Origin of the sequence: Marinicella sediminis (assembly GCF_002000055.1) — a bacterium.
GTDB lineage: Bacteria > Pseudomonadota > Gammaproteobacteria > Xanthomonadales > Marinicellaceae > Marinicella > Marinicella sediminis.
Window position 1 is genome coordinate 343,770 of record NZ_MVBD01000002.1, and the last position, 22,701, is coordinate 366,470.

17 protein-coding genes and 1 pseudogene are annotated in these 22,701 nt (G+C 48.0%); 10 read left to right on the plus strand and 8 right to left on the minus strand.

Annotated elements, in window-relative coordinates:
- Positions 1-7: 7 nt before the first annotated feature.
- Positions 8-766 carry a lysophospholipid acyltransferase family protein gene (locus B0475_RS03980; RefSeq protein ID WP_157892690.1) on the minus strand — a complete coding sequence of 253 codons (759 nt, stop codon included), beginning with the start codon at positions 764-766 and terminating at the stop codon, positions 8-10.
- Between the two features lie 164 nt (positions 767-930).
- Between B0475_RS03980 and B0475_RS03985 the strand changes: the two genes are divergently transcribed.
- The 7 genes from B0475_RS03985 (at position 931) to hflD (ending at position 6,779) form a co-directional block, all read left to right on the plus strand.
- Positions 931-1,236 (plus strand): hypothetical protein, encoded by a 306-nt coding sequence (locus B0475_RS03985; RefSeq protein ID WP_157892691.1) that lies wholly within the window; start codon positions 931-933, stop codon positions 1,234-1,236.
- A 5-nt stretch (positions 1,237-1,241) separates the two neighbouring features.
- Positions 1,242-2,219 (plus strand): aminoglycoside phosphotransferase family protein, encoded by a 978-nt coding sequence (locus tag B0475_RS03990; protein WP_077410261.1) that lies wholly within the window; start codon positions 1,242-1,244, stop codon positions 2,217-2,219.
- Positions 2,216-2,890 carry an N-acetylmuramate alpha-1-phosphate uridylyltransferase MurU gene (gene murU / locus B0475_RS03995; RefSeq protein ID WP_077410263.1) on the plus strand — a complete coding sequence of 225 codons (675 nt, stop codon included), beginning with the start codon at positions 2,216-2,218 and terminating at the stop codon, positions 2,888-2,890. The genes B0475_RS03990 and murU overlap by 4 nt, the downstream gene beginning before the upstream one ends.
- A gap of 105 nt (positions 2,891-2,995) precedes the next feature.
- Positions 2,996-4,594, plus strand: coding sequence for a Na+/H+ antiporter NhaC family protein (locus B0475_RS04000; RefSeq protein ID WP_157892692.1), 1,599 nt, complete (start codon positions 2,996-2,998; stop codon positions 4,592-4,594).
- The gene (locus B0475_RS04005) at positions 4,591-5,043 is read left to right on the plus strand and encodes an NUDIX hydrolase (RefSeq protein ID WP_077410267.1); all 453 of its coding nucleotides are present in this window, start codon (positions 4,591-4,593) and stop codon (positions 5,041-5,043) included. Before B0475_RS04000 ends, B0475_RS04005 begins: the two co-directional genes overlap by 4 nt.
- 21 nt (positions 5,044-5,064) lie before the next feature.
- Positions 5,065-6,174 carry a tRNA 2-thiouridine(34) synthase MnmA gene (gene mnmA, locus B0475_RS04010; protein WP_077410269.1) on the plus strand — a complete coding sequence of 370 codons (1,110 nt, stop codon included), beginning with the start codon at positions 5,065-5,067 and terminating at the stop codon, positions 6,172-6,174.
- Positions 6,171-6,779: a high frequency lysogenization protein HflD gene (hflD, locus tag B0475_RS04015; protein WP_077410271.1), complete on the plus strand. Its 609-nt coding sequence runs from the start codon at positions 6,171-6,173 to the stop codon at positions 6,777-6,779. Before mnmA ends, hflD begins: the two co-directional genes overlap by 4 nt.
- A gap of 56 nt (positions 6,780-6,835) precedes the next feature.
- Here hflD and B0475_RS04020 read toward each other — a convergent pair whose 3' ends face one another.
- Both B0475_RS04020 and B0475_RS04025 read right to left on the minus strand, forming a co-directional pair.
- On the minus strand, positions 6,836-7,495 hold the full coding sequence (locus B0475_RS04020; RefSeq protein ID WP_077410273.1) for a hypothetical protein: 660 nt from the start codon (positions 7,493-7,495) through the stop codon (positions 6,836-6,838).
- 175 nt (positions 7,496-7,670) lie between these two features.
- Positions 7,671-9,623 carry a choice-of-anchor X domain-containing protein gene (locus B0475_RS04025; RefSeq protein WP_157892693.1) on the minus strand — a complete coding sequence of 651 codons (1,953 nt, stop codon included), beginning with the start codon at positions 9,621-9,623 and terminating at the stop codon, positions 7,671-7,673.
- 355 nt (positions 9,624-9,978) lie between these two features.
- Here B0475_RS04025 and B0475_RS04030 point away from each other — a divergent pair, with 355 nt between their 5' ends.
- The 3 genes from B0475_RS04030 to B0475_RS04040 all read left to right on the plus strand — a co-directional run bounded on the left by B0475_RS04030 (position 9,979) and on the right by B0475_RS04040 (position 16,791).
- Entirely contained in the window at positions 9,979-12,834 is a 2,856-nt protein-coding gene (locus B0475_RS04030) for a bifunctional aconitate hydratase 2/2-methylisocitrate dehydratase (protein WP_077410277.1), read from the plus strand.
- A gap of 225 nt (positions 12,835-13,059) precedes the next feature.
- Positions 13,060-15,723, plus strand: a complete 2,664-nt coding sequence (acnA, locus tag B0475_RS04035; RefSeq protein ID WP_077410279.1) for an aconitate hydratase AcnA — start codon at positions 13,060-13,062, stop codon at positions 15,721-15,723.
- A 108-nt stretch (positions 15,724-15,831) separates the two neighbouring features.
- Positions 15,832-16,791: a DUF1207 domain-containing protein gene (locus B0475_RS04040; RefSeq protein ID WP_077410281.1), complete on the plus strand. Its 960-nt coding sequence runs from the start codon at positions 15,832-15,834 to the stop codon at positions 16,789-16,791.
- Positions 16,792-16,803: 12 nt separating this feature from the next.
- On the opposite strand, the gene B0475_RS04045 is transcribed toward B0475_RS04040, so the two are convergent.
- The 5 genes and pseudogenes from B0475_RS04045 to recQ all read right to left on the minus strand — a co-directional run.
- Positions 16,804-18,966 carry a diguanylate cyclase gene (locus B0475_RS04045; RefSeq protein WP_077410283.1) on the minus strand — a complete coding sequence of 721 codons (2,163 nt, stop codon included), beginning with the start codon at positions 18,964-18,966 and terminating at the stop codon, positions 16,804-16,806.
- Between the two features lie 149 nt (positions 18,967-19,115).
- Complete coding sequence (locus B0475_RS04050; RefSeq protein ID WP_077410285.1) at positions 19,116-19,556, minus strand: SRPBCC family protein; 441 nt, start codon at positions 19,554-19,556, stop codon at positions 19,116-19,118.
- Positions 19,553-20,518: a DUF1835 domain-containing protein gene (locus B0475_RS04055; RefSeq protein WP_157892695.1), complete on the minus strand. Its 966-nt coding sequence runs from the start codon at positions 20,516-20,518 to the stop codon at positions 19,553-19,555. Before B0475_RS04055 ends, B0475_RS04050 begins: the two co-directional genes overlap by 4 nt.
- 30 nt (positions 20,519-20,548) lie before the next feature.
- A complete protein-coding gene (locus tag B0475_RS18085) occupies positions 20,549-20,875 on the minus strand; it encodes a helix-turn-helix domain-containing protein (RefSeq protein ID WP_449288541.1) in 327 nt (108 codons plus the stop codon).
- Positions 20,876-20,881: 6 nt separating this feature from the next.
- A pseudogene (gene recQ, locus B0475_RS04060) lies at positions 20,882-22,663 on the minus strand (DNA helicase RecQ); the annotation flags it as partial.
- Between the last annotated feature and the right edge of the window lie 38 nt (positions 22,664-22,701).

Below are 22,701 nucleotides of genomic sequence, written 5' to 3' on the forward strand. Positions count from 1 at the left end.
ATTCAAGTTAATCAGAGGTCACAACCGTTGTTTGTTCTTCGGTTAAGCCACTGGCAATGATGTCCTGACAACGGGCAATCAATTGTGCGGTACCCAGCTTCGTAACTTGTTCCACAGGTATGGGTTCATGAAAGGTCAATCCGATGCGTCCGGGAGTGATCAGCAACCCACCACTTTTTAAAACCTGGTCAGCACCGGCTATGGTGACTGGCAATATGGGTAACTGCAGGTCCTTAGCCATTCTGAAGGCGCCTTTTTTGAACGGTTTCAGTTGATCCCCACAGCTGCGCGTACCTTCTGGGAAAAAAAACACAGACGTACCATCCACCAGTTGTTCGCGCGCATTACGCATGGCTTGAATGGAGGCCTGGCGGTTTCTGCGGTCGACATAGATATGACCCATTTTTTCACAGGCAAATCCAACGAAAGGCATTTTCCTCAGTTCAATTTTCATCACCCATTTAAAATTCAGGGGTAAATAGCCATAAACCACCAGAATGTCATAGGTGCTTTGGTGGTTGGCAATCACCACATAGGATTGGTGAGGCTCAATGTTCGATTGCCCGTTTTTTTCAACCATCACCGGAGTGATCCATAAAATCACTTTCCCCCATGGACGGGCGATGTATTTACCGGCAAATTCAGCCGCTCCTAATATCGACAGCAGACTGATGAGCATGGCCACCAGAATGGTGAGCAGCCAGGCAAAAGGATAAACCACCAGCCAAACGTAAATTTGATAGAAATACAGCATAACTTTCTTCATGTGGCAAATTATAAGCCACATCAGGCACTGATGTTACTTAAAAATCCGGACATCTGAATCAAGCCGCAGGCCTGCTTTATGTGGACCAGGTCACATTGACAGCAAAATCGATGTGACAAGCAGGATTCAAACTTGCTAGAATGGCTTTCTTTTATTCAGGTAACATGATGAAACAGATACTGCCATTGCTGATCCTGTTGTTGCTGACCATTCATGCCCGGGGTGATGTATTACTGATTGAACGGGTGGCTGCAAAAGACCAGGTCAATTTACCGCAAAAGAGCACCACCATGAATCAGGTGAGGACTGCGTTTGGTGACCCGTTGATGATGTCTGAGCCAGTGGGCAATCCGCCCATCACCCGTTGGGAATATGCCGATTTTGTGGTTTATTTTGAACATCAGCACGTGATCACCACAGTGCTTAAAAAATCAAAAACCACAGAATCAGGACCCCGGCCTAAACAATAAAACCAATGTCCCGTTCCGAACAGCTCAGCCAATGGCTGAACCACGTCCTGGAAACCAATGATTTCCGGGTTGAGACCGCTTCCGAGGATGCCAGTTTTCGACAATATTTCAGGGTCAAATGTGGTGACTTAAGCTACATTGCCATGGACGCACCTCCACAACTGGAAGATTGTCGTCCTTTTGTTAAAGTTCAAGCCATCCTGCAACAACATCAGGTCCATGTACCATTGATCAAAGCCCATGATGAAGTAATGGGATTCATGTTGCTCACAGATTTTGGCCATCAGCTTTATCTGGACCTGCTCAATGAGAGCAACTACCACGCCATGTATGCCATGGCGATCGATGAACTGGTCATCCTGCAATCTGCCCCGGTGGATGCCATACCTGCTTATGACCGACCATTATTAAGCACTGAACTGAATTTATTTTCAGAGTGGTTCATTGGACACCACCTGAATCATCAATTGACCGAACAGCAACAACTCATCGTCCAACAATTGCATGAATTGCTGATCGACAATGCACTGGCCCAGCCACAGGTGTTTGTGCATCGCGACTTTCACTCCAGAAACCTGATGTGGACAGATGATAAACCAGGAGTTATCGATTTTCAGGACGCCGTTTGCGGACCGGTCACCTATGACCTCGTTTCTCTTCTGAAGGACTGTTACATTCGTCTGCCTGAACCCACCGTGGATGATTTGATCAGTTATTATCTGCAACAATCTGGTTTAGCTCATAAGCCGGCCTTTTCCAGAACACAGTTTGTCCGGTGGTTTGACCTGATGGGCCTGCAACGCCACCTTAAGGCCATCGGTATTTTCAGCCGCCTGAATTACCGGGATGGCAAACCCGGATACCTCAAAGACATCCCGAGAACCATGAGTTATGTTCAGGATGTGTGTGACTGTTACCCTGAATTGAGCGCGCTCAAACAATTACTGAAAGAAATGTTGCCCACCATCAGGCACCCTGCATGAAAGCCATGATACTGGCTGCCGGCCGGGGTGAACGCCTCAGACCATTAACGGATCACACACCCAAGCCTTTGGTATCGGTTCGCGGTAAACCATTGTTACAGTACCATCTGGAACAATTGGAGACAGCTGGTTTTAACGAACTGGTCATCAATGTTTGCTGGCTTAAAGAACAGATCATCCAATTCATCAATGACTACCAAGCAAAACACAAACAACTGAACATTCAGGTCATCGATGAAGGTCAGCATGCGCTGGAGACCGGTGGAGGCATGCTCAATGCCCTGCCCCTGCTCGGCGAACAGCCCTTTCTGGCCATCAATGCCGATCTGTTTACTGATTTCACATTTGCCAGCTTACCAACCATGGCGACAGATGTTTTGGCCCACCTGGTGCTGGTCGAAAACCCGGCGCATAACAACGACGGTGATTTTTCTTTTGACCCACCGAAAGTAAGCAACCCCGGCATTGGTCAACCCACATTGACTTATTCTGGCATTGGTGTATTCCACCCCCGGCTGTTTTCAACCTGCCAAGCCGGCAACGTTTTCAGCGTCACTCCATTGGTCAGGGCTGCCTGTGATGAAGGACTGATATCCGGACAACTTCACCAGGGAGCGTGGAATGATGTGGGCAGCCACCAACGGTTGCGTGAATTAAATGCCCAACAGTGATAAAATCCTTCCCTTAATCACAACCCTACCCAAAAAATAATGCATCATATTACGCCAGCAAAATTTTGTATCTCACTGATATTAATGTTTCTTTGTCTTCCATTAATGGCACAGGAATCCGCCACTCAGGACACTGTATCATTTGCCGGAACCTGGCTATCTGTGGTACCTCCATTATTGGCCATTGCCATGGCGCTGGCTTTCAAACAGGTCATTCCGGCCTTGTTCATTGGCTTGGTTTTTGGGGTATGGGTGATAGGCGGTTTGCAGTGGCAAGCTTTATTGATGGCACCGTTGGTGACCCTCGAACAGTACGCCGTGCAATCACTGGCTGATGCCGATAATGTCTCCATCATCTTGTTTTCATTCATGATAGGTGGCATGGTGGGCATTACATCACGCAATGGCGGGATGCAAGGCATCGTTAACCTGATCATACGCTGGGCCAACAGTGTCAGACGCGCTTCTTTGGCCACTGTATCCATGGGCATGAGCATTTTCTTCGATGATTATGCCAACACCCTGGTGGTGGGCAACACCATGCGTCCTGTCACGGACAAGATGAAAATATCACGGGAGAAACTGGCTTATTTGGTTGATTCCACTGCAGCTCCAATCGCCTGTCTGGCATTGGTCACAACCTGGGTGGGTTTTCAGGTTGGATTGATTGATGATGCCCTGAAAGTTGTGGGCTATGATGAAGCTGGTGGATACTCCGTGTTCCTTGAAACCATTCCATACAGTTTTTATCCGATCCTGGCATTACTGATGACCATCATGGTGGCAGGCACCGGCAAAGACTTTGGCCCGATGTTGCAGGCTGAACAACGTGCCCGCTCAGGTCAGGTTGCTCCAGTGAACGTTGAGCAGCACGATGAGGATGAGATTGAGCCTGTTGAAGGCAAGCCTCAACGGGCCCGGAATGCCATCCTGCCGTTCCTCACCATGATTCTGGTTGTGTTGACTGGATTATATGTCACTGGCCTGGATCCTGAAGCTGGTCAGCAATCACTGCGCGACATCATTGGCAATGCCAATTCTTACACTGCCCTGCTGTGGGGCACCATGGCCGGGGTGCTGGTGGCAGCCTTGCTCAGCCTGATACAGGGTATCCTGACCCTGCAACAGGTGGTCAATGCCTGGCTTAAAGGCATCAAACCCATGGTCCTGGCCATGATTATTCTGGTACTGGCCTGGTCATTATCTGCTGTCAGCAAAGAACTTCAAACCAGTCAATACATTTCTTCCCTGATCGCCGATACCCTGCCAGTTCAGTGGCTGCCTGTACTGACCTTCTTCCTGGCTGCCCTCACCGCTTTTGCCACCGGTTCCAGCTGGGGTGCCATGGGCATCCTGATTCCATTGATTGTACCTATTGGCTGGAACATGATGGATGCCCAAGGCTTACTTGATCCCGCCTATTTCTACATCATTTACATCACCATCGCGAGCATTTTGGCCGGTGCTGTCTGGGGAGATCACTGTTCACCCATTTCAGACACCACCATCTTGTCTTCCATGGCATCAGGGTGTGATCACATTGAACATGTCAGAACTCAAATGCCATATGCCATCTATGTGGGAGCATTCGCGGTGATTCTGGGCATCATTCCAGCGAGTTTCGGTTTGCCTTGGTGGTTGTGCTTGAGCGCATCTGCCTTGTTGATGTTTGCCGGGCTGAAATGGCGGGGCCGTGAGGCATGAGCAGGGAATGGTTACCCAGGGTCACTGTTGCGGCAGTGGTAGAAGACAATGGGAAATTTCTCATGGTTGAAGAAGACATCTATGGCAACAACATCATCAATCAGCCGGCCGGTCACCTTGAACCGGGCGAAACCCTGGTCAATGCGGCCATTCGGGAAACCCTGGAAGAAACCGGCTGGCACATCCGTATTGACCATCTGATTGAATTTTCTCAGTGGACCAGCCCCAACAGTAACAAACATTATCTGAGGTCATGCTTTGCCGCCACAGCACTCAGTTTCGATCCGCAACAGACCCTCGATGACGGCATCATCAGAGCAGTTTGGATGAGTCGTGATGAAGTAGCCAGTCAATTGAATCGATTGCGATCGCCTCTTGTTTTACACCACATAGACCACCATATAAACGGCAAGAAAACGGACATAGATGTGTTCAGCTATTACGATTAAACAACAACCATACTCATCACCATGAAAGTCATCACCGGAATGTCAGGAGGCGTTGATTCGTCAGTCAGTGCAGCCCTGCTCAAACAACAAGGCCATGAAGTTGAAGGCATGTTCATGAAAAACTGGGAAGAAGATGACACCCAGGAAATTTGTACCGCCGATGAAGACGCCAAAGACGCCCAGGCCGTTTGTGACAGGTTAGGTATTCGTTTGCATCGCAGAAATTTTGCTACAGAATACTGGGATCATGTATTTGAAGACTTCCTCACTGAGTACAAACTGGGCAGAACCCCCAATCCAGATATCTTGTGTAACCGGGAAATCAAGTTCAAGACGTTCCTGGATCATGCCGATGACCTGGGGGCAGATTTAATGGCTACCGGTCATTATGTACGCAGAGGAGAAACCAATGGTCGCTTTCAATTGCTGAAAGGGTTGGATCAGAACAAAGATCAGAGTTATTTTTTGTACACCATCAATCAATACCAATTATCCCGTTCCCTGTTTCCGGTTGGCGAACTGGAAAAGCCTGAAGTAAGGTCCATCGCGGAGTCGTTGGGTCTGAATGTGTTCGATAAAAAAGATTCAACAGGCATCTGTTTCATTGGTGAAAAACAGTTTCAGGATTTTCTGTCTCAGTACCTGCAACCCAACCCCGGAAGCATTGTTACTCCTGATGGTCAGGAAGTCGGTCAACACAACGGTCTGATGTATTACACCATAGGCCAACGACAAGGTTTGGGTATTGGCGGCGTCAGAGATGCTTTACCAGAACCCTGGTTTGTGTTGGCCAAAGACCACCACAACAACCGCTTGATTGTCGGACAAAGCAACCATGAACAACTGATCCTGGATAACGAACTGCTGGCCACAGACGTCAGTTGGGTGGCCGGTGAGGCACCCAACAAAACAGTGCCATGCCAAGCCAAAATCAGATACCGCCAACCCGATCAATCCTGTGAGGTCAGCATCCGCAACGATGGCACACTGCAAGTCCGGTTCGATGAACCCCAACGGGCCATCACACCAGGGCAGTCGATTGTGTTTTATGATGGAGACGAGTGCCTAGGTGGCGCCATCATCGACTCCTCCACCCTGTTAACCCCAACCTGTGAATTAAAAAACCCATGAAAAATCGTACCATTGCTTTAGCCGGTGTTTACCAGGCTGCCGTCATGGCCCACGAGCTGGCCAACTCCGGAGCCATCAGAGACCAGCGCAGCTGGGAGTGTAGCCTGAAAAGTTTATACAAGATGGACGCCTCTTCCACTGAAGATGTATTCGACAACAACATCAACGAGCTGGCATTGGGGCTGAATGCATTGATCAAGTCTTTCAATAAAGACAGTTATTACATCAATGTCATCAAATACACCATCACCTTGCTGGCTCTGGCCGGAAAGTTACAGCAACGACCGGAAATGATGGACGACATTGCCAAGGGACTCAACGACTCCAAAGTGTTGCAGAACAATGAAGAACCTTTCAACCGCGATGTGATCCATAAACTGGCACAAATCTATTCCAAGACCATCAGCCAAATGCAACCCCGGGTAATCGTTGCCGGACAGCCTTTTCACCTGAAAGATCCGGCCATCACTGAGAAAATTCGCGCCATCTTACTGGCGGGCATCCGCTCTGCCATGCTGTGGCGACAGTTGGGAGGAACGCAATTACAACTGCTGTTCAAAAGGAATGGCTATCTCAATGCAGCAAAGCAATTGATCGGTCAGTAAACCTGCAGGTCCGGTAACAAGTAAGTCACCGGCTATACAAACAGGTATGACCGTATTCACTGTTTTGAATCAGTCTCTTTTTGCTGTTCAGGAATTTCGATGTCATCCAGGGTAACCTTACCCTCCGGCACGCCAAATTCATACTCATAGATGAAGCCATCAATCTGATTGCGCAGGTTACTACCGGTCACTGAAATACCTGAATTGAGTTCAATACGCAAAAACGGAGGTATGTATCCCTTAAGACTGGTACCGGTGAACTTGAGGCTTTTTTTCCAGCTTTCACGTTTGACAAGGGTCGGCAAGGGACCATATGTTTCAGCGAGTTGTGCGCGAAGCTTTTTAGCCATCGCCAGTTCCTCAGCGGTCAACACAGCTGAAATATTGTCAATCAAGTCTGTGATTTGTTGACTGTTGTCAACCTGTCCAGGGTTCACCAACTGAAACCAGGCCACTGCCTTTACCAGGTCTTTGTTGTTTAAGTGATAAAAACCCACCATGCTCATGGCCAACTGATTTCCATATGCGGCACTTTTGAGGAATTGGCTGTGCGCAGCTTCGGCAAAGCCATCCTCGCGATCCTCTACACCTTGAGCAAAATAATACTCATCTGGCCTGATGATTTGACCGTTGTCATCAAAATGAAGTCCATATTCTGCCCGCACAGCTGATGCCAATATCAACAGCAGCAGGATGAAGAGTTGTGGTTTTTTCATACAATTGAGTTATATTTCAGATATAAAAGCGTGTCAATTATGACGTAAATGGTGTGAATTTTCTGCTGTTTTCAACCACCTTTGTGAGCAATCATCAAAAGCACAACTGTGAAATAGTCAGCAGCAAAAAAAAACCCGGCCATGGCCGGGTTTTTATCAACTCAATCAATTGTAATTAACGGGCCGCATTGGCACTCATGCTGCCATTCCTGCTGGAGTCACGGGTTTGTGCCATGTCTCTCATACCTGTGGTGTGACATTGGCCTGTTTTGTGGCCACGGTTAACCGCACCAGACAATTGACCACGCGATTTTTCAGTGGTACCGTCTTCCGGATCTGACAACACCAGGTCAGAAGCAATGTTGCAGTAATCATAACGCCACCATTTGTCTGTAAACGATGTGGTGTAATAATTCACTTTACTGCGGGCCCAGGTAGGAATGCCAGACAACCAGGCGCTGGCTCCTGACGTGGTCAGGTTGGCGTTGTAGCCGCAACCAACACCGAAGATATCACCAATCAAGGCCAAATTGCCAGCCAGTGGAGTGCCTTGGTAAGGTGTACCCACAGATTGGATCAAACGCCCTGAACCAGCATCATCCAGACCACTCCAGTAGTAAGTATACAAATGCAAGGACGCTGCACCACCCTGCGAATGAGCCACCACGCCAAAAGATGGGAAGTTATCACCATAACTGTCAATCAGTCTGGCAAATTCATCATGGCTGCGGTTCTTGTTAAAATCTGTAAACTTAACACTGTTGCTGAATTGCGATTGTACGGGTCCCCAGGCATCACCTGAACAGTAGCCATGTACCAGCATCAATTTGCCACCGGCTTTACTGGCCACTCGTGAACCAGCAGGCCTTTCACCCATCAACATAGACTGGGTCAATTGACCGTCAAAGCCTGATTTAGCATATTCATCAATCTGCGGTAACATCAACGGCAATTCATCGACAGACAGGACATTGATGTAATGGTCCAGTTCTTCAACCCGAATGTTGCGCAAAGAGAATGTGCCCTTGCTGTTATTATGACTCATCAGCCATCGATCATCCAATTGCAGTTTCAATTGACCATCACTCACATCACTGATTGTTGACAACCAGGTTACCGCTGATGACTGACCTTTGTGCTCATTCCACACTTCAGCAAATACCCGGTATCTGCCATCTTGTCTGGCGGTTTCAATACCGATTCCCAGGTCTATTTTGTTGGGTGCTGAGTAACTGCCGGCAGCTTCCATTGAAGCCAGATCAAGGTCAGATTCAATGACTGGAATCACATGCTCTGAAGTTCGGTAAAAAGGCTTGCCTTCCGGAGTGATGCCCTGTGCGATCACCTGAACCTGATAAAGTCCGGGCTGTTCTGCCACAAAGCTGCCGTTGAATTGACCGTCAGTTGGGGATTTGTCCATCAATAAACCGTCATCAAACATGCTAATTTCACTGAACTGACCATCAGGCATGGTGATTTTCAGGTGGGCATTTTGCATCAACTGTAAATCGTTTTTTACCATGGAGAATTTCTCGTTGGCCATTTGGGCTTTGCTGTTGATTTGTATCACCTGGCCTACCAAATATCCAGGTGCACTGGTGAACGAAGACAATTGGTAAGGACTGTCACTGCTGACCAACAGATAAGCTTCAGATGGCTGACTGTTTTTGTTGTGAGGTGCGGTGATGTTGAACTGGTAACGCCCGCCGGGTAAGTTAGCCAAATCAAACTGGGTGGCTGGAAATCGCTCACTGGCCATGCCAAAAGTGGTTTCAGTGCGTTGAAAAGGCACATCATTTACTGCACCGCTTTTTTGTGCGCCCACGCCCCGAATACTCAATTCCCAATTCTGGCGATCCTGAGCAAACAACAATGCCTTGGGGTTTTCCCCATCAATCAACACATTTTGTTGCCATGCAAAGTTCCCATTTTTTTGGCTGGCCATGCCAATTTTGAGCATGGCATGTTTGGATAGTATGGCCGTTGACTCAGGGTTTGCTGGTTGCATTAATTCAATTTCTTCAGCAGGTCCTGCCAGGTGCTTGGCGGCAGGTAATTCAGTTTTGGCCCAGGCGGCCGTAGACAAGATGACAGACGCGGTCACGCCCAAAACGTTTAGTTTATTCATTGATAAATCCCTCAATTTGTAAAAAAGTAATGATTTGTGATTGTGAAAACGTCCCCACGTCATGTCGCAATGCCTTTTCTCAGTCTGCTGTTTTTTTTTATTTGACTGACACATGCAAAAACAAATCGCAAATTAAAATAACACAGACAACCTCATATTTCAAACGATTGTTTGAATGGCGGTGATTTTTTTTCTGCATCAGGTTCTGACCTATGCAGTCAATCCATGCGGGACAGTATGGAAAATGACCGAAGCTTTACCCTGAAAGCTGAATATTTACCTGCTTTTCAAGCGGCTTCCGGTTAACTTCTCATTGATAGTCAGGTATAATACTGCGCTTTTTTTGGGGTGCTAAATGAGCTTATTTACCGACTATCTGAAAGACATCGAAGTCAGAAAAAATCAGGGATTGAATCCTTTACCCATTGATGATGCTCAACTGATTGCAGAAATCGTTGAACTGATCAAAGAAACCAACAATGAGCACCGGGTTCGGGCTCTGGATTTCTTTATCTATCACACCCTTCCCGGTACCACAGGCGCCGCCAAAGAAAAAGCCAGCTTCCTGAAAGACATCATCCTGGGCGTTCATGCCGTTGAAGAAATTAACCAGGCATATGCTTTTGAATTGTTGTCTCACATGAAAGGGGGCCCATCAGTTGAGGTGTTGATTGACCTGGCTCTGGATAATGATCAGACGATTGCCGAACAAGCTGCAACGGTTTTGAAGACCCAGGTGTTCCTCTATGAAGCAGACACCCAAAGGCTGGCTGAATCTTATCAGGCAGGCAATAGGATGGCAGAATCTATTTTACAGAGTTATGCCAAGGCAGAATTTTTCACCAATCTGCCACCAGTGGATGAAACCATTGATGTGGTGACATACGTGGCTGCAGAAGGTGACATATCCACCGACCTGCTTTCTCCCGGCAACCAGGCACACTCCAGATCTGACCGTGAATTGCACGGGAAATGCATGATATCCGAGGCAGCACAAGCTGAAATCCAGGCCTTACAGCAACAACACCCGGATAAGAGGGTCATGCTGGTGGCCGAAAAAGGCACCATGGGCGTGGGTTCATCCAGAATGTCTGGGGTAAACAACGTAGCTCTGTGGACAGGCAAACAAGCCAGCCCCTATGTTCCGTTTGTGAATTTTGCACCCATCGTTGGCGGTACCAATGGCATCTCACCCATTTTCCTGACCACCGTGGATGTGACCGGCGGCATTGGACTGGATTTAAAAAACTGGGTGAAAAAACAAGATGCCGATGGCAACACCGTACTGGATGATCAGGGCGAACCCGTATTGGAACAGGTCTATTCAGTGGCCACTGGCACCGTGCTGACCATCAACACCACTGACAAAAAGCTCTACAGCGGCGATCAACAAGTGGCAGACATTTCATCTGCATTGACCCCACAGAAACTGGAATTCATCCGAGCCGGAGGTTCATACGCCATCGTGTTTGGTAAAAAACTGCAAAGCTTTGCAGCCAGCACACTGGGCATAGAACAGCCATTGGTTTTTGCCCCTGCCAGGGAAATCACCCATGAAGGGCAAGGCTTGACCGCAGTAGAAAAAATCTTCAACAAAAATGCAGTAGGCGTGAGCACCGAAGAACCTTTGCATGCCGGTTCTGATGTGCGTGTCAAGGTCAACATCGTTGGCTCACAGGACACCACCGGTCTGATGACATCTCAGGAATTGGAAGCCATGGCTGCCACGGTGATTTCCCCAACGGTTGACGGGGCTTATCAATCAGGTTGTCACACCGCTTCGGTATGGGATAAAAAAGCCCAGAAAAATATCCCCAAACTGATGAGCTTTATGAACAGGTTTGGATTGATCACTGCCCGTGATCCCAAAGGTGAATACCATGCCATGACCGATGTGATCCATAAAGTACTCAACGACATCACGGTTGACGAATGGGCCATCATCATTGGTGGAGATTCACATACCCGGATGTCCAAAGGGGTTGCCTTTGGTGCCGATTCAGGCACAGTCGCCCTCGCCCTGGCCACCGGCGAAGCATCCATGCCCATCCCACAATCAGTCAAAGTGACCTTCAAAGGCGATTTGAAAAACCACATGGATTTCCGCGACGTGGTTCACGCCACCCAGTCACAAATGCTGAAACAGTTTGGCGACAATGTATTCCAGGGACGCGTCATTGAAGTTCACATCGGCACATTGCCTGCAGATCAGGCATTCACCTTCACAGACTGGACAGCGGAAATGAAAGCCAAAGCGTCGATCTGTATTTCTCAGGATGAAACCCTGATTGAGTCACTGGAAATTGCCAAGAGCCGCATTCAAATCATGATTGACAAAGGCATGGACAATAAAGCCGGGGTGTTGCAGGGACTGATTGACAAAGCCAATCAACGGATAGCTGACATCAGGTCAGGTGAAAACCCTGCCCTGATGCCGGATGACAACGCCAGTTACTTCGCTGAAATGGTGGTAGACCTGGATGAAGTGATCGAACCCATGATCGCTGATCCGGATGTTAACAACGACGATGTCTCCAAACGATATACCCATGACACCATCAGACCGCTGTCCTATTACAATGGTGAAAAACACGTCGACCTGGGTTTTGTTGGCTCCTGCATGGTACACAAAGGTGATTTAAAAATCATCGTCCAAATGCTCAGAAACCTCGAGCAAGCACAAGGGTTTGTCAAGTTCAATGCACCGCTGATCGTCGCTGCGCCTACTTACAATATCATCGATGAACTGAAACAGGAAGGTGACTGGGAAATCCTGCAGAAATACTCTGGCTTTGAGTTTGATGATGCCTCACCCAAGCAACAGGCCCGCAAAGACTATGAAAACATGATGTACCTGGAACGACCGGGCTGTAACCTGTGCATGGGCAACCAGGAAAAAGCCGCACGTGGTGACACCGTTCTGGCCACTTCAACACGGCTATTCCAAGGACGTGTGGTGGAAGATTCTGATCGCAAAAAAGGGGAATCCCTGCTCGCTTCGACACCTGTGGTGGTTCTGGCAGCCATTCTTGGCAGAACGCCCACCATGGCTGAATACAAAGGCGCTGTTGAAGGCATCAATCTCACCCAGTTTGCTCCACCATTGAAACCACTGAAAACCAAACCAGGTAACCTGGCTTTCATGAACCACCGTCAGGCAGCCGCTTCATCAGTTGCAGACAAAGCCAGCAAACTTCCAGACATCGTCTGATCCGGCAGCCTCAACCAACAGCTGCAAGCAAACCCGGATGCCACCCTTCAGGCTGGCTTCCGGGTTTTTTCTTTTCTATTCTTAACCGCTGCACATCAGACCAAAGAATGATCACCAGCCTGGTTTCCCTGTCTGTATTTTTCACGACAAAAATGCGATAATGATGTGATAACGTTAAATTATCCATATTCAATGATCAATTGAATCAAATCCAGGGGTTAACCAATGAGTGATACTTTAAAAACCGCCATGCAATTGGCATGTAACAACCAATCATATAAATACCACAGCCTGCAAAAAGTGGCCGAAACACATGACATCAGCCGCCTGCCCTTCAGTTTAAAAATCCTGTTGGAAAACCTGCTGCGTCATGAAGATGGCATCGATGTGACTGTTGATGACATTGAAGCCCTGTGTAATTGGGACCCCAAAGCAGAACCTTCCACAGAAATAGCATTCACACCTTCAAGGGTCGTTCTGCAGGACTTTACCGGAGTGCCGGCCGTGGTAGATCTGGCTGCCATGCGTGATGCCATGAAAGCACTGGGTGGAGATGTTCAGAAAATCAACCCACTGTCGCCTGCAGAACTGGTGATTGACCACTCGATTCAAGTGGACAAATACGGTACCAACGATGCCGCAGACCTGAACACCCAGATTGAATTTCAACGAAACATGGAACGTTATGGTTTTCTCAAATGGGGGCAAACGGCATTTGATTCTTTCAAAGTGGTCCCTCCGGGAAATGGCATCGTCCATCAAGTCAACCTGGAATACCTCGCCAGGGTCATATTCGGCGCCGAACAAAACGGCGAACTGATGGCTTATCCGGACACCGTGGTGGGAACCGATTCACACACCACCATGATCAACGGAATTGGGGTGTTGGGCTGGGGTGTTGGTGGCATTGAAGCCGAAGCGGCCATGTTGGGCCAGGCCATCTCCATGCTGATTCCTCAGGTTGTGGGCTTCAAGTTAACTGGAAAACTGCAGGAAGGTGTGACCGCCACCGACTTGGTGCTGACGGTGGTCGACATGTTACGTGAACATGGAGTGGTTGGTAAATTTGTGGAATTCTTTGGTGCCGGTCTACAGCATTTGCCGCTGGCAGATCGTGCCACCATCGCAAACATGGCTCCCGAATACGGTGCCACTTGCGGCATCTTCCCGGTGGACAATGAATCATTGCGTTATTTGCGCCTGACAGGCCGCAGTGAAGAACAGGTAAATCTGGTGGAAGCATACGCCAAAGCACAAGGCATGTTTCATGATGAACACAGTCTGGATGCAGAGTATACCGCGGTTCTTGAACTGGACATGAGTACCGTCGTACCCAGCATTTCTGGGCCCAAACGACCACAGGACCGCATTGAACTGACCGTGGCAAAGGCCACATACAACCAGCATTTCACTGAATTTGAGAATGGCCGGCCGGTCAAGTCTATTCCCGTTAAATCTGCCAAAGGGGATTATGAATTCACCGATGGCAACATTGCTGTGGCCGCCATCACCTCTTGTACCAACACCTCAAATCCGGCTGTGATGCTGGGTGCTGGCCTGTTGGCCCGCAATGCCGCCGCCAAAGGACTTAAGGTCAAGCCTTGGGTTAAAACCTCACTGGCTCCTGGTTCAAAGGTGGTTTCACATTACCTGAATTCTGCTGGTTTAATGGACGACCTGGAATCCCTGGGATTCAATGTCGTTGGTTTTGGCTGTACCACTTGCATTGGTAATTCAGGCCCCCTGGATCCGGCTTTATCCAAAGCCATCAATGACAATGACCTGATTGCCACGTCGGTGCTGTCAGGCAACCGCAATTTTGAAGGGCGGATTCATGCAGATATTCAAATGAATTTCCTGGCCTCGCCCCCTCTGGTGGTGGCTTATGCCATTGCCGGCACCATGGATTTTGATCTTTACAATGACGCCCTGGGCAAAGACCAGGATGGTCATCCGGTCTATTTGAAAGACATCTGGCCCAGCGATCACGAAATCGCTGACACCATTGGCAACAACGTCAACCAAAACAGTTTTGCCCAGGGTTATGAAGGTATTTTTGAAGGTGATGCCAACTGGGAAGCGGTGAAAACCACTGAATCTGAATTGTTCGACTGGCAAGATGATTCCACTTACATCAAAAACCCACCATACTTCGCCGGAATGACACTCGATGTGGGCACCATAGACAACATCAAAGGAGCCAGGGTACTGGCCAAACTGGGCGATTCAGTCACCACAGATCACATTTCTCCCGCAGGAGCCATCGCTGCTGATTCACCCGCAGGCCTCTACCTGCAGGAAAAAGGCGTGGAAAAAGCCAATTTTAACTCTTATGGCTCTCGCAGGGGGAATCATGAAGTAATGATGCGCGGTACCTTTGCCAATATCAGATTGCGCAACCAACTGGCTCCGGGCACCGAAGGAGGCTGGACCAGACACCAACCCTCTGATGAAGAAATGAGTATTTTCGATGCGTCAATGAAATACCAGGCAGAAGACACCCCATTGCTGGTTATTGGTGGCACGGAGTATGGTACCGGCTCATCCCGGGACTGGGCCGCCAAAGGCACCAACCTGCTGGGCGTCAAAGCCGTACTGGTACAAAGCTATGAGCGAATTCACCGCTCTAACCTGGTGGGAATGGGTGTTATCCCATTACAGTTCAAAGCCGGTGAAAGCGCTGACACCTATGATTTAACCGGTAAAGAAACATACGACATCGATGGCTTGAAGAACGGGGCCTCCAAAACGGCTCAGGTCACCGTTCATCGTGATGATGGCAGCACAGTCACTTTTGAAGTAGACGTGCGCATAGATACCCCCAAAGAGGTTGAGTATTGTCGTCATGGTGGCATCCTGCATTATGTTTTACGCGACCTTGCCAGCTAATAATCATAACCTAAGTGACGGTCATGGACGCCGCTGGTACTCGACAAATAAAAGGCAAGTGTTTAAACTTGCCTTTTTTGACACCAGTCAAAACCCACTGAGAAAACCATGAAAACACACACACTTTTGTGCTTGCTCCTGATGCCGATGAGTTCAACCACTGTGCTCGCAGAGTCTTCCATTGAAGACCAATTGAACGAATGTCAGGGCATCGAAGACAGCACACAAAGACTGTCTTGCTACGACAACATCAGTGCCCGGCAGACAGCTCATATTCAACAGCCCGAAACCCGGTCTGATGACCCAAAACCCAGTGCCATGCCACCATTTTTGGCAGACTTGAATGAACCTGCCGTGTTTGTCAGTTTTGGTGAATTGGATTTTTTGGGCAATCAACCACAAGCGGTGCTGCTGGGCATCGGTAAAAGGCAAGCAGTGAAGTCATTTGACTGGCTGGATGATCGCCCGCCGTTAACGTTTAACATCCATGGCCTGATCAGATCCCAGTTTGATGTTGAACAACTGGACACCCGTAACAACCGTGGTGGCGCCCTGATTAACACCGATTTTGCTGTTGGTGGAGAACTGGTTCAAACACTGAACAACTGGAACTGGCGATTAAGTTACACCCACCGGTCAACGCACCTCGGTGATGAGTTTTTACTGGATAACCCGGAATTTGCGGATCAACGCATCAACCTGTCTTATGAAACCATTCAATGGCAAGCCCACAAACCCTTTGGCAATTGGGATATCTATGCCGGGTTGGGGTTGATTACCCGTTCAGAACCAGGCGACCTGAGTGAAGTCATGTGGCAAACTGGCTGGCAGTATCAAGGGACAACTTTTGCCGACCACTTCAAGCCTTTATGGGCCGTGGACCTGACTACTTGGGGGGCTTATGACTGGAACATCAACATCAACATGCGAGCTGGCGTTGAAATCGCCAATTTGGCACAACTGCCCATTCAAGTCTATTTTGAATATTTTGATGGCCACTCACCGTACGGCCAGTTTTATACCGAGGACCTGAGCTATGCCGGTATCACCATCATGCAACACTGGTAAACTAACACCTGGTCAATCCAAATGTGAGTACCTCACCTGGTTTCTGCCCGAATGTTTGGCTTCATAAAGCGCATTATCAGCCAACTGATACAGCTTTGAAGCGGTAAACCGGGTTGGATTGATGGTGGCCACGCCCACTGAAATGGTCAACTCAAAGGGTTTACCACTGCCGATTTTAAAAGCGTATTCTTCAATGTGTTTTCTGATGCGTTCTGCCAGACTGATGACATCAGTGTGCTCTTGTCCTGACATCAACAGGCAGAATTCCTCACCACCCAAACGGGCCAGGCAACCAATTCGGTCATCATTGAAGTGCTGCAATTGCTCTGCCAGTTGCACCAAAACCTGGTCACCCACAGGGTGGCCAAAAGTGTCATTGATTTTTTTAAAATAATCAATGTCGATGATCAACATGGACAATGGACTGAGGTTTTTCTGACTGTGTTGCCACATCTCATCGAGTTTTTGATTAAACTGTCGACGGTTATCCAACCCGGTCAAGGCATCGGTACTGGCCATTTTATTCAGTTTAGCATTCACTATTTGTAGTTTTTCTGTGCGCTCAGCCACCGTGTTTTGCAATTCCGTGTTCATTTTGACAATGGCTTGCCGGCTGTTTTTGATTTCCTGATACAGGTTGACAATCTCATCTGGCAACTGGTCATTATTTTCAAATTCATCCAACTCCCGATTAAACTCATCTCCCCGTTCAATCAGTTCATTCAATCTTGTCATGTGATAAGACCAGGAATGACTGATGGCAAATGCGAGGATGTGAGAAATCAAAACCACCAGTACAATGGTTACCGCAAAGATGATCAATGAACGTTCAATGACATCAGCAAACCTGGCCTCATTTTGCAAACTCAGCAGCTTCCACCCCCAGGGAAATAACGATTCAGCCAGGTAATAAACCTCTCTGCCGGGTTCACCACCTGTTTTTTTGATGGTCACCAGACTGTGTTCATAAAAGGTGTCCACACCTTTCACCAGTTCGAAGGTTTGTAACGGGGGTAATTGCAACTGTTCTGATGCCAACACCACCTGACCATTTTGATCAATCAGAATGGCCTCCACAGAAGGGTCTATGTTATCCAGCAAACTCTTCACATGGCGCAAATTGGTCAAAATAAACGATCCCTCAATGATGCCAACATTGGATGGCCTGTTCAGCAGATCGGGCACACCACTGCTGATGGCCACAATCAAATCTTTACCAAATCCTCTGCCAACAAAGGCCGGGCTGACATAGGTCTGGTCGCTGGAGATGGCATGGGTAAAGTAGTCCCGGTCAGCCACATTGATGTTTTCGTTTTGTGACTTGACGTTTTTCACCAACTCTTCCGGGGATGAGTGGAGTAAATCTCCGTGTTGATCAGTGATGACCATGGTTCTGAACTGTGGATAACGCTGATTGAAGGACAACAAGGATTGTTGCCTCATTTCCGGATCATTCCATAGTTGCGCCAATGTTTCCCGATATTCACTGAATGCAGTGATTTTTCTGCTGAAAACTTCACCCAACTGGGCTTTGAGCTGCTCATGTTTGATGTCATGGACCTGGCTGTAATCGCTGCCGGAATTTTTAATGCTTTGATCCAGATTGAAGAAAAAAAATCCAATTCCGCAAGTGATCAGCAATGATGAGATGATGTGTGACGACTGTTCTTTGATTGATAAAGTCACTGGTTTTTGATCAAAACCCAGCAGCTTGCGCGTCACCGGCAAATACATCACCAATGCCGTTATGTGCGCGTAAACAATGGCATTGGTGAGCTGTTTAATCAATATGGCCGTGCGGTGAGAATCAAGGAAATGTTCATACCCAGAAATGGAATACCAGGAAACCGGCATACCAATGGCAATCCAGTAAATCATGACCAACATGATCACATTGAAACGAACAAAGCGACAAGCCAGCCCCACAAACAATGCTTCCATACCAAAGGTCAGTGTGGCCCAGTAGCTGCCCCAGGCATCCACCAAAGGCCATGTGGCAATGACAGCACAGGCCAACCCAGCCAATGGTCCTCGGTAAACGGCGACCAGTAACACCAAAAACTGGCCAAAAAGAAACTCCGCCTCAAAGAACAGTGGTAACCTGAACAAATTGACAACAGCGGCGGCGGCACCTGCAATAACCACCACAACCAGACTCGTTAGACGATCCCCCATGAACACACACTCTCAAAACACACACCATAAATATAATACATGATGTTACAAATTCGTCTAAATTAGATTGATTTAAGGCTTAAACGGAGCTTTACAGGCTTGATTGATCGCACCACAACACAAAAGCACCACAAAGTGCCAAATTTTGTTCACTGAGCTTCTGCAAATTTTTTGAAATCTTCCAGGTATTGACAGGATTGTTTCTTAAACATCGACTTGGGCATGAACCATGACATGACTTTCATCAAGCCACTGAACTTAAATTCACAGTCAGCAATCCAGACCGTATGTCCTTGTTCGTTTTCTTTGAAATGGTTGTCCACCAGATTCCATACCCCTTTGGTTTCATAGGTCCCGGCAAACCGCTGTGGAAAATCACTGATGGTCACGGTCTCAATCATCGTCAGGTCCCTTTTGCCCATTTTAAAATGAAGTTTCATTTGTGCACCCACCGATCCTGGCTCATGATCACCCAAGAGCTCATAAGACTGCAATCCCTTTTGCCAGTGCTTCATATTCTCCGGGTTGTCCAGCAGTTCAACAAACCGTGATATTGGCACTTCTACTGTAATGGTGTTTTGATATTTCATAAAAGCCTCAGTTTGAACGATTGATCAGAATCATTATAGCACCAGCGATTTTTGGCGTTAATGTGTACCCCACCCAACCAATAATCAGGTGCAGACACATCCAGATAATGCACCTCTCCGCAACTGACCTGTTTACCCAGTTCTGTCAATGAAAGGCGCTGTTGTGGATGAGTCTTCAGGGAGTGGTCATCGGCAGCCTTCAGCAGACTGGCCGGTGAAGACCGCAATCCGTCAAGAACGCCGAAAAATGACAGATCACCCATAAAACGAGGTTCATCAAGCACTTGTACAGCAGCAAACAACTCTCCGGCAGTCATTTCACTGTCCGCCAGTGCCAGGGCCCTGTCAGCGGTCAGGCTGAGGCCATTTGAAGCGGAAGGAAATTCATTGAAAAATCGCCGCAGTGCGGCTTGAAGAAACGGCAGTAAAGGATACGATTGTTGCAGCATCTCAGGCCAACTTGCTGGCGTTGTTGCAGTCAATTGCTCCCATATGTGACAAGCAGTCTCAAGGTGATCGCTGCTCAGTGGTTCAGCGAAGCGCAGCAACTCCTGACAGGTTTCGGCATTGGCCTCGCCCAGGTATTGATCAGTCACCACCAACCTCACCTGCGATAAATTAATCGTCGATTCAGCGAGGAACTGTAACACCCGGATCAGTTGTAATTGGTCATACAAATCATGTTCGAACCACAACCAGATTTCTGCATAAATTGTCAGATCACGAAGCAAAGCCCGTCGCTCCCTTTGAAACGCATCAACCCGTTGCTGACTGGCCCAACCCTGTGCAACAATGAACTGGCATCTGGCAGATGATATGCCAATAAAATCATCTCCGGGCAACAAAGGTCCCACATGCAATACATCCCTGACCGGCAAAAATTCACCACTGAAGCCCGCCTCTTTCAGGTTATGGACGGCATAGTCGCCATTGGTGATGTGTAATACCCGGGGTTCAATCACTGTGCAACTTGAATAATTGATTCAACCGACTCACTCCAGTTCAGCCAGTACACAACGCAAGGTACCATAATCATACATGCCATCAAGTGCATCAAACACCGGCTTCATCTTTTTGTCTTCCAGGTACCCGGTCATTTCAGCCATCTGAATGATGTAATCGATGTCTTCATCTTGCAGTCCGGTAACGTCTTTTTTGTCAACCAGACCCACAGCAATGGCTTTAGACAAGTGCATGTATACGGTGTTTAGGTTCAAATCCAGCACCTCAGCCACCGTTTCAACCGATTTGTGTTCCAGGAAATGATCCAGTGTTACATTGACTTCGTCTTCCAGGCGGTTATCCAGTTTCTTCGGCAACGGGTTGTCTTTGATAACCTGGATAAAAACGTCTCCATATTTAGCCAGTTTGTATTCACCAACACCTGAGATGTACATGAATTTTTCACCTTCCACAGGCCTTTTCCTGACCATTTCCAATAAAGAGGCATCACTGAAAATCACATAAGGAGGCACCCCCTGATCAGTGGCCAGGTCGGTACGCAGTTTTTTCAAGGCATTCCACAACACGGTGTCGTGACGACCCAAATCAATCTCTTCGGCTTTTTTGCTTTTATTCTTGGCTTTGACCACATCCCGCAAGTAAAAGGATTCATCCCCCTTGAGGATCGGCTTGGCCTTGTCTGTTAGCAATAAGGAGCCATGTTCCGGGTCTACATCAATGTATCCCTGACTGATCAGTTGCCGGTATAACCTGCGCCACCAGGTTTTTACATGGTCTTTTCCAATTCCAAACACATTCAGCTGATCATGCTTCAATTTACTGACCCGCTCATCATTGTCATTACCCAACAACAGATCAATCAGGTACATGATGCCAAATTTCTGTTCGGTGCGGTAGATGGCTGACATGGCCATCTGCGCTTCTTTTGAAGCATCAATTTTTTCCGGCGGATTCAGACAATTGTCACAGTTACCGCAGGGTTCTTCCAACACCTCATCAAAGTAGCGCAACAGGGTTTGACGCCGACACTCCAGTTGTTCACACAGGTCTACCAGGGAATCCAGTTTGTTGTGCAACACTTCTTTGTGTTCATCAGCAGCATCTGAATCCCTGATGAATTGCCTTTGCATCACCACGTCTTGATAGTTATAGGCCATCCAGGCGTTGGATGGCTGGCCATCCCGGCCTGCCCTACCCGTTTCCTGATAGTATGACTCGATGTTTTTAGGCATCGAAAAATGCGCCACAAACCGCACATCCGGTTTGTCAATGCCCATACCAAAAGCGATGGTTGCTACGATGATGATGCCATCTTCCATGAGAAACTGATGCTGATTGCGTTCTCTGATTTTATTGGATAATCCGGCATGGTACGGTAATGCTTTGCGGCCTTTGCCAGACAAAAACTCGGCCACACTTTCCACCTTCCTGCGGGACAAACAGTAGACAATGCCCGCGTCATTCGGGTGATTGTCATTGATGAAGCGCCACAATTGTTGTTTACCCGACTCCTGTTCTTCAATGGCATAGGTGATGTTTGGTCGGTCAAAACTGGAAATGAAAATTTCTGCATCATCCAATTGCAATTGTTTGACGATTTCCTTGCGCACCCTTTGATCGGCGGTGGCCGTGAGGGCAATTCTTGGCACCTCAGGAAATTGTTCATGCAACATCGACAGGTTCTGGTATTCTTTCCTGAAATCATGACCCCATTGTGACACACAATGGGCTTCATCAATGGCAAACAGTGCCACCTTGATTCGCTGCAGAAAGCCTTGCATTTCTTCACCCACCAACCGTTCAGGTGACAAATACAACAAATCAAGTTCATCATCCAGTGCCTGTTGTTTGACCTGTTCAATCTCTCTGGCTGACAAGGTGGAATTGATGTAGGCGGCCTTGACCCCCAATTGATTCAGTGCATTGACCTGATCCTGCATCAGCGCGATCAATGGTGATACCACCACCCCGACACCGGGTCTGGCTATGGCTGGAATCTGGTAACACAATGACTTGCCACCCCCGGTGGGCATCAGCACCAGGGCGTCTTGCCCCTTAACAAGGGTATCTACGATTTGTTCCTGTTGATGTCTGTATTGGTCATAACCAAAGACATCTTTCAATATATTTTGAGCTGCACACATCCTAATGATTTTAAACCATGGTAGCTTTTTAATTCAAG

Coding starts and splice junctions, on each gene's coding strand:
- B0475_RS03980 (WP_157892690.1), bottom strand. CDS start 766: ATGAAGAAAGTTATGCTGTATTTCTATCAAATTTACGTTTGGCTGGTG.
- B0475_RS03985 (WP_157892691.1), top strand. CDS start 931: ATGATGAAACAGATACTGCCATTGCTGATCCTGTTGTTGCTGACCATT.
- B0475_RS03990 (WP_077410261.1), top strand. CDS start 1,242: ATGTCCCGTTCCGAACAGCTCAGCCAATGGCTGAACCACGTCCTGGAA.
- murU (WP_077410263.1), top strand. CDS start 2,216: ATGAAAGCCATGATACTGGCTGCCGGCCGGGGTGAACGCCTCAGACCA.
- B0475_RS04000 (WP_157892692.1), top strand. CDS start 2,996: ATGGCACAGGAATCCGCCACTCAGGACACTGTATCATTTGCCGGAACC.
- B0475_RS04005 (WP_077410267.1), top strand. CDS start 4,591: ATGAGCAGGGAATGGTTACCCAGGGTCACTGTTGCGGCAGTGGTAGAA.
- mnmA (WP_077410269.1), top strand. CDS start 5,065: ATGAAAGTCATCACCGGAATGTCAGGAGGCGTTGATTCGTCAGTCAGT.
- hflD (WP_077410271.1), top strand. CDS start 6,171: ATGAAAAATCGTACCATTGCTTTAGCCGGTGTTTACCAGGCTGCCGTC.
- B0475_RS04020 (WP_077410273.1), bottom strand. CDS start 7,495: ATGAAAAAACCACAACTCTTCATCCTGCTGCTGTTGATATTGGCATCA.
- B0475_RS04025 (WP_157892693.1), bottom strand. CDS start 9,623: ATGAATAAACTAAACGTTTTGGGCGTGACCGCGTCTGTCATCTTGTCT.
- B0475_RS04030 (WP_077410277.1), top strand. CDS start 9,979: ATGAGCTTATTTACCGACTATCTGAAAGACATCGAAGTCAGAAAAAAT.
- acnA (WP_077410279.1), top strand. CDS start 13,060: ATGAGTGATACTTTAAAAACCGCCATGCAATTGGCATGTAACAACCAA.
- B0475_RS04040 (WP_077410281.1), top strand. CDS start 15,832: ATGAAAACACACACACTTTTGTGCTTGCTCCTGATGCCGATGAGTTCA.
- B0475_RS04045 (WP_077410283.1), bottom strand. CDS start 18,966: ATGGGGGATCGTCTAACGAGTCTGGTTGTGGTGGTTATTGCAGGTGCC.
- B0475_RS04050 (WP_077410285.1), bottom strand. CDS start 19,556: ATGAAATATCAAAACACCATTACAGTAGAAGTGCCAATATCACGGTTT.